Genomic DNA, 11,127 nt, shown 5'->3' with positions numbered 1-11,127 from the left:
GTCTATGCCGGAAATATATACTGTCATTGTAGCTTCGTAATCAGGATCATCCTCAGTATAATCTATACGCAAAAGCGCATCTGGTTCTGCATCATCGGTATGGTCTATTTGATACGGACTAATGATCGCAATACCTTCAACCGGCTCAGTATTCCATAGCATTTGCAGTGCCTGGGCATTATCTTGTACATCAAAAGTTGTTAACTCGTAAGCATAGTTTTTTCCACCCCGTGTCACATTTCTATTGATGGTCACTTCTTTATCTCGGCCGTCATCATCACTATTATAAACTAAAGTTTGAACGTTTTGCTGCTCAAGCGCTGCAGCGATAGGAAATATCAGTTCAATAATTCGTGCGCTTTCTTCTCCTATAAAAATAAAAAATGGCACAGCCTGATATATTTCATTCCCCTCAATAATCCCATCACCATCGCCATCAGTCCTTCCTGTAAGTCCTCCGTTAGCGTCCGAACTAATGGAAGTTGGAATATCCACAGTAAAGCTTTCTGGTACAACTATTTGATTAACAACGGCAGTTTCCTCTTCATCGTCACAAGATGAATATGTGAATAGCGCAAAGAGACCAAACAGGCTTATGAATAACTTTTTCATGATTAGATGGATTTTTGAATCAGATAAGTTAATCAAATACCCTCTAAAATAAAAATTATAAGGTATTCATATACTTCTTCAATTCACTTAAAAAGCCCTTGATATCCTTTTCGTGCAAGTCTCCCAAAACAGATAACCTGAATGTTGACTTCTTTGCACCTTTGCCAGGATAGATTGTATAGCCCCTCTCGTACAGGTAGTTATGCATTGCATCGAAATCATATTTCTCATTTTTAGGCTCAATAATGGCTAAAAGAATTTTAGACTGTTGATTATAAGGTAACAAAAAGGAAAACCCTAAATCTTGAAGACCTTCCACCAATACTTCCCAGTTATTTTGATATCTGGCCCACCTACCGTGCTCTGTTTCAGCGAAATATTCATCAATGGCCTGTCTTAACGCATAGCACACCTGTACTGGTGGTGTGAACTGCATCTGCCCAGTCTTTTCAAACCCAACATATTGATTGTAAATATTGAAGTAAAATGATCGTTTTTGATTGGCCAACGAAGGCAGCAGTGATTCCTTAAAAATCACAAACACCAACCCGGCCATGCCTTGTATACATTTGTTTGATGAAGAAATCACATATTCTGCCTGCCACTTTCTTAAGTCGATTGGTATTCCTGCATAAGAGCTCATGCAATCTACAATCACTTCTACCTTATTGGCATGAGCGATATCGCAAATCTCCTGAACAGGATTTAACATTCCAGTAGTGGTTTCATGATGCACAACCGCTAAATGGCTGATTTCAGGATCGTTTTTAATATATTCCTCCACCTTCGCAGTATCGATATAATCACCATACTCCAACTGTTATTGAACTACTTCAATACCAAAAGTCTCGGCAATTTTAACCATACGCGCCCCGTACGCACCATTTTCAATCACTAGAATTTTCTTGTCATTTGGTACGGCTGACGTAATAGCTGCTTCTAATCCCCCGGTTCCACTCGCTGCAAAAAGTGCACATTTGTATACACCTTCACCGTGTACAACTTTCACCAGGTCAGACTTAATGCCTTCTATTAGGCTGCCAAACTCTTCTTCACGCGGACAAATATCTTCCACCACCATTGCATTTTTTACTGTATCGGTAGTAGTAGCAGGACCGGGATTTAACAATATTTTTCTATCAACTATTTTCATTTTGTAAGCGAGGATTGGTCCAAACCCAATAGTTACCCAGGGATTGGAATGTTCTATAAATCAATAATAAAATACTAACCACCAAATAGATAATTAAAACAGTGAGCGTATTGCCTTCATACAAAGAAGGAACTCCCAAAATTATGATAAGAAATAGTGGCGTAAATAAACCAGGGCTTCGTTCAATCCCATCTATTAAATGGCCTTGCATTATCTTGCCCAGATACAACGATGAGTATAATGTTATTACTGTAGTTAACTCAGCAACGCTGAATATATAATTGCCTAAGTAAGCTATGAGGGAAACGATGACTACATACATCCAAATACTGTAACGAACATTGGGTGTTCTTAAAATAGTCTTGACAAAAGTACCAACTGCTCCTATACTGATGGCCACCAACAAAATCTCCATAGCAGAATAGCCAAAAAGAATGGGGCTCACATAAAAATTATAAACAGCTGATATGCTTGCCCCAAGTATGATAAATATTGCAAGAATTACACCCTCCAACGATCCCATTTTTTCAAATATCAACCAACCCGTTTTAAACTGCTCATAAAATACAATCACATGTGCGCAATACGATGTTACAAGTACCAAAGCAACTAAGTATGGATTCGTTACCGCAAAAAGATTAAAGAGGATGAGCATCAAAATTCCATTATTGAAAGCATCCAAATAATGGTCACAAAACTCACCAAGGGCCGAGCCTGTCTTGGTTCTTTTAGCCTGAGCTCCGTCTAAATGATCACCAATTAAATATAATAGCAATAATAAAGCTATCACGTAGTAAGTAGCATTTCCTAAAAGGGAAATGTCAAATGAAAAATAAAGCGCCACATAAAAAAAGCTATTGGAAATAAGCGTTATGATATTGGCAGGAATAGCCCAGGGAATAAATCCAATAACGGGCTCTACAAATATCTTCTTAAACAAGGGTGTGAGTAAAGAATAGTCTTTACACTGATATGCATACGGCTTCATGGACTGCAAATAAAATCAAAATTGACCTTACATCCGAATAGGAATTAAATTACGAACCTAAGGTAAAATAGTAACAAACGATTGCATAATTAATCGCATTCCAATCGGCAGTTATTTACCCCGAAAGACTAAAATCCTTCTATATTTGTGCCTTATGAAAAAAACGAAGCAGTTTAGAAATATGCTCCTGAGTAGGGAGTTAGAATTTATAATGGAAGCTCATAATGGGCTTTCAGCAAAAATAGTTGAAGAAGCCGGGTTTAAAGGAATATGGGGTAGTGGCCTTTCTATTTCTGCGGCCCTTGGCGTAAGAGATAATAATGAAGCATCTTGGACACAAGTACTTGATGTTCTGGAGTTTATGAGTGATGCTACCACTATTCCAATCCTATTGGATGGAGATACAGGGTACGGTAACTTCAACAACATGCGAAGGTTAGTGAGAAAGCTTGAACAGCGAGATATAGCTGCTGTATGTATTGAAGATAAACTCTTTCCTAAAACCAATTCATTTATAGGTGGTGAAAACCAACCTTTAGCAGATATCGATGAATTTTCTGGAAAAATAAAGGCAGCAAAAGATACCCAACAAGACCCTGATTTTTCAGTGGTAGCAAGACTGGAGGCTTTTATTGCAGGTTGGGGATTAGACGAAGCACTACGAAGAGCTGATGCCTATCATAATGCCGGAGCTGATGCAATCCTTTGCCATAGTAAAAAGGCAGATTCTTCAGATGTGGATGCTTTTATGAAAGAATGGGGCAATAGATGCCCGGTGATTATTGTACCAACAAAATACTATTCTACACCCACCGATCATTTTAGGGAGTTAGGCGTAAGCATGGCTATTTGGGCAAATCATAATATGCGGGCTTCAATCAAAGTGATGCAAGACACAACGAAGCGCATTTATGATGAGCAATCACTGATCAACGTTGAGGGCAATGTGGTAACAGTTTCTGAAGTATTTAGAATTCAGGGAGCCGATGAGTTGAAAGAAGCAGAGAAATTATACTTGCCAACAACTGGTAAGAAAGTAAACAACATAATATTGGCTGCGAGCCAGGGTTCTTTAGGTGAATTGGTGAAAGACAAGCCAAAAACACTTTTAGAGGTGAATGGAAAGACTTTGCTTAACACTCAAATAGATGAATTCAATCAGGTCGGGATTAAAGACATCACCGTTGTGAGAGGTTTTGCTAAGGATAAAATTAAACTGGGCAATATAAAAACTGTTGATAATGATGATTTTGCAAGCACGAAGGAGCTGTACTCATTATACCTTGCTAAAGATGAAATCAAAGAAAATACAGTAATAAGTTATGGAGATATCATTTTCAAGAAATACGTGCTTCATGAGTTACTGAATGATACCAACGACATCACTTTAATTGTTGATGCAGACAGTAAAAAACCAACTGGTGATAAAGATTTGGTACGTGCCAGCAAGAAATACAGCAAGAAGAATTTCAGAGGAACCGCTAAATTTAAATCTATGGGTGTTGAACTTGATAAGAAAGCCCATGGAGAGTTTATTGGTTTATGGAAAGTAAATTCAGCGGGATCAACGATCGTAAAACAAGCGTTGGATACATTGAGCAAAGAGAAGAATTTCAAACAAATGACATGTACTGACCTCTTTAATGAAATAGCTAAAGAACATACCATTGCGGTGAAATACATAAGTGGTGCATGGCTAGATGTTGATACAATGGTAGATTATCAGGAAGCAGGTAAACTCAGAATTTAAGAAATGAATACGCAACAATTTGGTTCAGCATTAAAAGAGTTAGGTTTCGATTTTTACAGCGGGGTACCGTGCTCATTTCTAAAGTATCTTATTAATTATGCAATTAATGAATGCGATTATGTGATGGCTGCGAATGAGGGTGATGCTGTTGCTACCTCAGCCGGTGCTTATTTAGCAGGCAAGAAGTCAGTGGTTCTAATGCAAAACTCTGGATTAACCAATGCTACTTCTCCCCTTACCTCTTTAAACTACTCATTTCAGTTGCCTGTTTTGGGCTTTGTGAGCTTACGAGGCGAAGCTGGATTGAATGATGAGCCTCAGCACGAACTGATGGGACAAATTACTGGAGACATGCTAACCTCTATGAAAGTGGAATGGGAGTACTTATCCAACGATTTGGATGAGGCAAAAAACCAGCTCATCAGAGCAAATAAGGCGATTGAAAATAATAAAACGTTCTTCTTCGTAGTTAAGAAAGGTACGTTTGATGAAATAACACTAAAGCCACAAAACGTTTCTACCACGTTTGCTAAAGAATTAAAACATTCAGAAAAGGAAGAGGCACTTCCTACCCGAACTGAGGCATTGAAAACAATAAGCGATTGGGCCGATAGTAAAACTGCCTTATTGGCTACCACTGGTAAAACCGGGCGCGAGTTGTTTGAAATTGAAGACAAGCCTAACAACCTTTACATGGTGGGTTCAATGGGCTGCATAAGCTCAATGGCTTTGGGTTTGGCATTGGCCGCTAACACCAAAAAATCAGTGGCTATTGATGGTGATGGAGCTGCGCTAATGCGAATGGGGAATTTTGGAACAAATGGATACTATCACCCAGACAACTTGCTTCATATTTTATTAGACAACACTACGCACGACTCCACTGGAGGCCAGGCAACCATTTCTCCAAATATTGATTTTGCTACGGTGGCTCATGCAACGGGCTATCCTGTAGCTATTAAAGTGAACACACTGGCTGAATTAAAAGCAGAGTTAAACAATTGGTCGGCTAACCAAAAAGCAACATTTATACATTTGAAAATTGCCAAAGGTTCCCCAAAAGAATTGGGCAGACCCACCATTAAGCCATACGAAGTGAAAGAGCGGCTCATGAATTTTTTAAAAACTGATGAGTAGTGAGATTAAAACAGCAGTAATTCTGGCTGCCGGGCTTGGCAGCAGGTTGAAGGACCGTACAAAAGAAAAACCTAAGGCATTTTTAGAAATAGATGGCAAAACATTAATTCATCGTTCCATCGAAAACCTGCTGGAGGTGGGTATCTCAAAAATCATCATTGGAACAGGCTACCTGAACGAGTTTTTCGATAATCTCAAAATCGATTACCCTCAAATAATCACCCACAGGAACGGTGATTTTGCCAAAACCGGCAGCATGTACACATTGTACAATTTAGGATCCTTAATCAACGAAGATTTCTTATTGCTAGAAGGCGATTTGCTATACGAAAAAGCGGCCTTATCAGAAATTATGGATGATAATCACCCTGACATCATCTTAGCCAGTGGACAAACCAATTCAAATGACGAGGTATACATTGAAGCTGATGACAACTCAAACCTGGTGAATATGAGCAAAAACACATCCGAGCTTAATCATATTTCCGGTGAGCTGGTGGGTATCAGCAAAATCTCCAACTCAACTTTCTTGTCAATGTGTGATTACGCATCCAGCTTATACAGTGAAGGCGATCGTAGCTTTCATTATGAAGATGATTTTGTTGGTATTTCTAAGACAAAAGATATCTTTATAAAAAAAGTAGAGGACCTGGCCTGGTGCGAAATTGATGACGAAAACCATCTTCAAAGAGCACTAGAAAAGGTGTACCCACTCATACAGCAACGAGATCAGTAACTATTGCCGGACAAGCTAAAAAATATCGAAACCATCATTTTTGATTTTGATGGTACCATTGCTGATACACTTGAATTAGGAATAAAAGTAGCTAACCAACTATCTCACAGATACAGATACAAACAAATTTCCAACAAAGAAGAATTGGAGTTTTATCGAAATTTATCAACCCAAAATGCCATTAAAGCCATTGGCATTTCATTAGTTAAATTGCCGTTTGTGGCATCGGCTTTTCGAAAAAGACTGTCAAAAAGCATCCATGAATTGCAGCCAATACCGGGTATAAATGAGGTAATTAAGCAATTATCCGTGAACTATCAACTGGGTATTGTCACAAGCAATTCAAGACAAAACACCATGGCTTTTCTTAATAATCAAGGGCTGTCAGATTGCTTCACTTATTATTCAACTGGCACTCGCTTGTTCAAAAAATACCATACAATCAGGTCACTTTTAAAGAGTACGAAATTGGATTCAGCCAAAGTTCTATTAATTGGTGATGAAACCCGGGACATAGAGGCGGCCAAAAAATGTGGACTGCCAATCATTAGCGTGGCATGGGGCTTTCATACAGAAAAGGTGCTCAGATCATACCAACCCGACTATTTGATACATGAGCCACACGAATTAATTACCTTACTAATAACTAATAGTAAATGATATTTGTAAGACCCAAGGAATAGCATTTTCTTTGCGGAAAATTTGAACATGGCATCACGTATTAAGCTTTTTCTGAACTATTTTTTGTTCTGGTTTTTGTTTTTTCAAATCTCCAGAGTGTTTTTCATGATTTACCAACATGATAATACTGCTTCTATGGGTTTTGGAGAAATTATTTTAGCTATGCTAAATGGGGCACGATTAGACTTAACTGTAGCAGGGTACTTCACACTCATACCTGGTTTACTAATTACGCTCACCACTTATTTCAACTCGAAAGTTTTAAAAATAAGTTTGTTGGCTTACACGTCACTGTTACTTTTTGTAAGCTCATTTATTATTGTATTAGATATGGAGCTGTACAGCCATTGGAGCTTTAGAATGGATGCCACGCCCCTGCTATACATAGGCAAAGAAGCTGCCGGATCAGGTGATTTATTGACGACAATAATCATGGTAGGTTTCTGGCTGCTGTTCTTTGTTGGTGCTATTTATGGGTATCAAAAATATATAGCCAATAGTATAAGCAATATTGAAAAGTCTGATTATAAATCGAGCCTAATTATACTAATACTTACTGGACTTTTAATTGCACCTATCAGAGGCACAACAGGTGTGGCTCCCATAAATACAGGCACTGTTTACTTCCATGAATCGAACATGTTTGCCAACCATACTGCCATTAATGTGGTGTATAATTTTGGCTATGCTGTTAGAAAAATCAATCGCTTGAAATATCCTGAGAATTATCTTGAACGTGATTTAACAGATAAAATTTTTGATGAGTTAATAGTACAAGATACAACAGGTCAGAAGTTCCTGAATGTTGGAAAACCTAATGTAATGATCATTATGCTGGAAAGTTATTCATTCCGGTTTATTGAGCCATTAGGAGGGCTGCCCGGCATTACACCTAACATCAACTCATTAGTGCATGAAGGCATTCTGTTCGATAATTTTTATTCATCGGGAGACAGGACTGATATGGGAATTATTTCCGTTCTCAACGGTTATCCAAGGCAGCCATTGGGTTCAATTATTAAATTCCCGAAAAAGACCAGTACACTACCTTATATTAACAAAAACCTAAAGGCTCGCGGTTATGCTACCGAATTTACCTATGGCTATAATATCGATTATGCGAACTTTAAATCCTATTTAACAAACGGACAGTTCGATAACGTTACCCATAGCAAGGACTTCCCCCCAGAACACAATACATCTAAATGGGGTGTTCATGATCATTTTGTGTTTAACAAGTTTTTAGAAGAAGCAAATGAAGTGAAAGAGCCATTCTTTAAGATTATGATGACCCAAAGTAGTCACGAGCCATTTGAAGTGCCTATGGAAACTGTTATTAAAGGTGATGACAATGAAAGCATGTTTAAAAACTCTGCTTATTATACTGATAAGAGCCTGGGTGAGTTTATTGAAAAAGCGAAACAGACAAACTGGTGGGACAGTACCCTCATCATTATCACAGCTGATCATGGGCACTTTATGCCGGGCAATGAAGGTATCTCGAATCCTGACAGGTTTAAAATTCCTATGCTTTGGTTAGGTGGTGCAATAAACAAAAGAGATACTGTTGTTCATAACTATGGCACCCATACTGATATTGCAAATACCTTGTTCGCACAATTAGGTTTTCAAGACTCTTCATACACTTTCAGCAGTAACATGTTTTCAATTAATTTAGAGCCGTTCGCAGTATTTATATACAATAATGGTGTTGGTTACTTATCTGAAAATGAGAAGGTTATTTACGACAATACCGGAAAACAATTCGTAAAGGCTCAAGGAGTTAACGAAACATCTAAAGAAAAAGGGCGGGCTTATTTACAAAAACTCTATCTCGATTTCAATCACCGCTAGAGGTACCGGCCAATTTTAGAAAAACGCTTCGCAAAATAAAAAAGCCTATAAAGCTAATGGGCACTATTGTAATCAGCCAGGCAAACATGCCCATGAGTGTGGCTTTCCAAAGCAATTTGAAGGCCTGCAACCAATCTGAATTAATTAAATTAATTACTTCCTGAATTGAATAAGGAATAGGATTAACTCCCAAGGCGTTCGATCCTAAATGAATCAATGGAATTAAGATTATGAGTTGTAGTGGATATACTATGTAATTGATTAACTGAATGGCCGCAAGGTTCAGCTTAAAAATAAATGCGGCTACCAGGCACAAAAGCGTAGTAATACCCACAATAGGAAACAACCCAAAACAAAACCCTAAGCTAATAGATAATGCCAGCTTAGTAGGTGTCATTCCTTGTTTCAGGAAGCCTAAAATTGGCTTGATTATCTTTTTATCAATCTTATCCCGGAAAGACTTTGCCATATAGAATTAATCTTTGGCAATGATAAAAAGAAAAAACCTGCCACAAAGCAGGTTTAATATTTAGTTGGATTTTCTTACCGATCCACCACTGCTGGTGTCGGATCTTGATTTACCTGGGTTTCCTCGGTATCTAACGCTTCCGCCACTACTTGCTTCGGCATTAATCTCTTTTGTTGCATACACACGGGCATCAGCACCACTGCTTACGTCCACTCGAACAATTTCAGCTTCCAAATCATAAGCATCTACCCCACCGGCACTACTGGCATCTACTTCCAGGTATTTTGTTTTACCAGAAACTTCAACATCGCCCGAACTCGAAGCATCAACAGTTAATTCATTTACATCAACATCAACTTCTATATCAGCTGCACTGGATACATCTAAGATTAACCTATCGGATTGAATTTTATTTCTTCCTACCACATTCGCTGCACTGCTGGCAGAAATTTCCTCGAGCTTAACATAAGTAATATGAACAACTACCGAATAATCACGCCATCTATTTCTTGACAAATGCACTTTTAAACGGTCTCCAAAAACCTCAGTAAGCACTTCTTCTAAAGGAATACCTTTTACTTCTACTTTAATGGATTCTTTTGTGCCTTTTTGAAGGTAAGCATCAATACCCTGAGACACCTGCACCTCATCAAAAGATGGCAATTTTCTCTCCTCCACATCCTGAGCAAAAGATCCTATCGAGAAACTTAAAATAATAAGGCTTAAAATGTAGTTCTTCATAGCTTAAATAATTTCATTTGACCAAAAGACCAGTGTATTTTCCTATAGTTGCATCTCATGTCTAACAATGATAATTAAAATTATATCATTACTTCGGTTCTATTTACTTGTTTCCTCTTACAATGGTTGTCTACCGTCTTTTTTACATTTTTAGATTCGACAAACAAAAAATTTGATTATATTGGTCTTGATATTAAATTAAATTTAAAGGCACAAAATTATTAGGATAAAATGGTAAAGGAACAATTAAACGTATTAATACAGTTGGCTGCCAGCGACAATCATGTTGCTGATAAAGAAGCTAAACTGATAAAAATGATAGGTGTTTCTAATGGTGTCCCCGCAGAAGAAATCGATGAAATGCTTAAAAACCCTAGAAAACCTATTGGCGATTTAAGTACTCTAACCGATGATCAAAAATTTGAGCACCTTTATCATGTTGTGCAAATGATGAAAATTGATGGACAGGTATTCAAAAGTGAGATCGTCTTTTGTGAAGACATTGCCTCGCGCCTTGGCTATAGGAAAGGAGTAATTGCAGAATTGTCTTCCAAGATATACAGCGATCCGTCCATCACCTCAGATCGTGACGCACTCAAAAAGAAAGCACAAAAGTATTTAGCATAGCATTTTAAAAGCGTCTCTATTTCGAGACGCTTTTTTTTAGTAATGATCTACGATCTCTCCTCCATTACTTTGATAACCCTTCAAACAATCGGCTGTTAGGCACGAATGTATGGGCAAGACTCCTAAAACGTCTCCAATTTTAAAATTATCAATACCATTATCAGTAAAACTGACAATGCCATGCTCTTGAGAAAGTCTTTTAAGGGTTGCGCCTTTCACTAAACTCCACCCCTCTTCTTCGTACTTCACCACCTGTCCAAAGTCATACTTTTCACTGTAGTCCTTTGAAAAATGTACAGCCCCACCATAAATGACTAATTGATATTCTCGTTTCTTCATTCCCACTACAGGGCAAGCTACAGATACCGCAATATCGCTC

12 protein-coding genes and 1 pseudogene are annotated in these 11,127 nt (G+C 38.0%); 6 read left to right on the top strand and 7 right to left on the bottom strand.

Features of this window, described 5'->3' with window-relative positions; all coding sequences use genetic code 11:
- The 4 genes from RLO81_RS06840 to RLO81_RS06825 all read right to left on the bottom strand — a co-directional run.
- On the bottom strand, positions 1 to 612 hold a 612-nt coding region (locus tag RLO81_RS06840), incomplete at its 3' end, for a hypothetical protein (RefSeq protein ID WP_350109111.1).
- 55 nt (positions 613 to 667) lie between these two features.
- Positions 668 to 1,429 (bottom strand): aminotransferase class V-fold PLP-dependent enzyme, encoded by a 762-nt coding sequence (locus tag RLO81_RS06835; protein WP_350109108.1) that lies wholly within the window; start codon positions 1,427 to 1,429, stop codon positions 668 to 670.
- 3 nt (positions 1,430 to 1,432) lie between these two features.
- On the bottom strand, positions 1,433 to 1,765 hold the full coding sequence (locus tag RLO81_RS06830; RefSeq protein WP_350109105.1) for a hypothetical protein: 333 nt from the start codon (positions 1,763 to 1,765) through the stop codon (positions 1,433 to 1,435).
- Positions 1,752 to 2,753, bottom strand: coding sequence for a CDP-alcohol phosphatidyltransferase family protein (locus RLO81_RS06825; RefSeq protein ID WP_350109102.1), 1,002 nt, complete (start codon positions 2,751 to 2,753; stop codon positions 1,752 to 1,754). The genes RLO81_RS06830 and RLO81_RS06825 overlap by 14 nt, the downstream gene beginning before the upstream one ends.
- Before the next feature lie 154 nt (positions 2,754 to 2,907).
- On the opposite strand from RLO81_RS06825, the gene aepX reads away from it, so the two are divergent.
- The 5 genes from aepX to RLO81_RS06800 all read left to right on the top strand — a co-directional run bounded on the left by aepX (position 2,908) and on the right by RLO81_RS06800 (position 8,911).
- Positions 2,908 to 4,503 (top strand): phosphoenolpyruvate mutase, encoded by a 1,596-nt coding sequence (aepX, locus tag RLO81_RS06820; RefSeq protein WP_350109099.1) that lies wholly within the window; start codon positions 2,908 to 2,910, stop codon positions 4,501 to 4,503.
- 3 nt (positions 4,504 to 4,506) lie between these two features.
- Positions 4,507 to 5,640: a phosphonopyruvate decarboxylase gene (aepY, locus tag RLO81_RS06815; protein WP_350109096.1), complete on the top strand. Its 1,134-nt coding sequence runs from the start codon at positions 4,507 to 4,509 to the stop codon at positions 5,638 to 5,640.
- A complete protein-coding gene (locus RLO81_RS06810; protein WP_350109093.1) occupies positions 5,633 to 6,376 on the top strand; it encodes a phosphocholine cytidylyltransferase family protein in 744 nt (247 codons plus the stop codon). Before aepY ends, RLO81_RS06810 begins: the two co-directional genes overlap by 8 nt.
- Before the next feature lie 3 nt (positions 6,377 to 6,379).
- The gene (locus RLO81_RS06805) at positions 6,380 to 7,036 is read left to right on the top strand and encodes an HAD-IA family hydrolase (RefSeq protein ID WP_350109090.1); all 657 of its coding nucleotides are present in this window, start codon (positions 6,380 to 6,382) and stop codon (positions 7,034 to 7,036) included.
- A gap of 126 nt (positions 7,037 to 7,162) precedes the next feature.
- On the top strand, positions 7,163 to 8,911 hold the full coding sequence (locus tag RLO81_RS06800; RefSeq protein WP_350109088.1) for an LTA synthase family protein: 1,749 nt from the start codon (positions 7,163 to 7,165) through the stop codon (positions 8,909 to 8,911).
- Here RLO81_RS06800 and RLO81_RS06795 read toward each other — a convergent pair.
- Together RLO81_RS06795 and RLO81_RS06790 are read right to left on the bottom strand one after the other, a co-directional pair.
- Positions 8,898 to 9,380, bottom strand: a complete 483-nt coding sequence (locus tag RLO81_RS06795; protein ID WP_350109085.1) for a DUF2062 domain-containing protein — start codon at positions 9,378 to 9,380, stop codon at positions 8,898 to 8,900. The two genes, RLO81_RS06800 and RLO81_RS06795, sit on opposite strands and share 14 nt — an antisense overlap.
- A 60-nt stretch (positions 9,381 to 9,440) precedes the next feature.
- Complete coding sequence (locus RLO81_RS06790; protein ID WP_350109082.1) at positions 9,441 to 10,121, bottom strand: head GIN domain-containing protein; 681 nt, start codon at positions 10,119 to 10,121, stop codon at positions 9,441 to 9,443.
- 231 nt (positions 10,122 to 10,352) lie between these two features.
- On the opposite strand from RLO81_RS06790, the gene RLO81_RS06785 reads away from it, so the two are divergent.
- Complete coding sequence (locus RLO81_RS06785; protein ID WP_350109079.1) at positions 10,353 to 10,748, top strand: TerB family tellurite resistance protein; 396 nt, start codon at positions 10,353 to 10,355, stop codon at positions 10,746 to 10,748.
- 36 nt (positions 10,749 to 10,784) lie between these two features.
- Here RLO81_RS06785 and RLO81_RS06780 read toward each other — a convergent pair.
- Positions 10,785 to 11,127: pseudogene (locus RLO81_RS06780) on the bottom strand (alanine racemase); the annotation flags it as partial.

It is taken from the genome of Fulvivirga sp., from assembly GCF_040220315.1.
In the GTDB taxonomy this organism is placed as follows: Bacteria; Bacteroidota; Bacteroidia; order Cytophagales; family Cyclobacteriaceae; genus Fulvivirga.
This window is presented reverse-complemented; position numbering and strand designations above follow the sequence as displayed.

Excerpts from the sequence above, each read along its gene's own strand:
- RLO81_RS06830 (WP_350109105.1), bottom strand. The coding sequence starts at position 1,765 with ATGAAAATAGTTGATAGAAAAATATTGTTAAATCCCGGTCCTGCTACT.
- RLO81_RS06825 (WP_350109102.1), bottom strand. The coding sequence starts at position 2,753 with ATGAAGCCGTATGCATATCAGTGTAAAGACTATTCTTTACTCACACCC.
- aepX (WP_350109099.1), top strand. The coding sequence starts at position 2,908 with ATGAAAAAAACGAAGCAGTTTAGAAATATGCTCCTGAGTAGGGAGTTA.
- aepY (WP_350109096.1), top strand. The coding sequence starts at position 4,507 with ATGAATACGCAACAATTTGGTTCAGCATTAAAAGAGTTAGGTTTCGAT.
- RLO81_RS06810 (WP_350109093.1), top strand. The coding sequence starts at position 5,633 with ATGAGTAGTGAGATTAAAACAGCAGTAATTCTGGCTGCCGGGCTTGGC.
- RLO81_RS06800 (WP_350109088.1), top strand. The coding sequence starts at position 7,163 with ATGATTTACCAACATGATAATACTGCTTCTATGGGTTTTGGAGAAATT.
- RLO81_RS06795 (WP_350109085.1), bottom strand. The coding sequence starts at position 9,380 with ATGGCAAAGTCTTTCCGGGATAAGATTGATAAAAAGATAATCAAGCCA.
- RLO81_RS06790 (WP_350109082.1), bottom strand. The coding sequence starts at position 10,121 with ATGAAGAACTACATTTTAAGCCTTATTATTTTAAGTTTCTCGATAGGA.
- RLO81_RS06785 (WP_350109079.1), top strand. The coding sequence starts at position 10,353 with ATGGTAAAGGAACAATTAAACGTATTAATACAGTTGGCTGCCAGCGAC.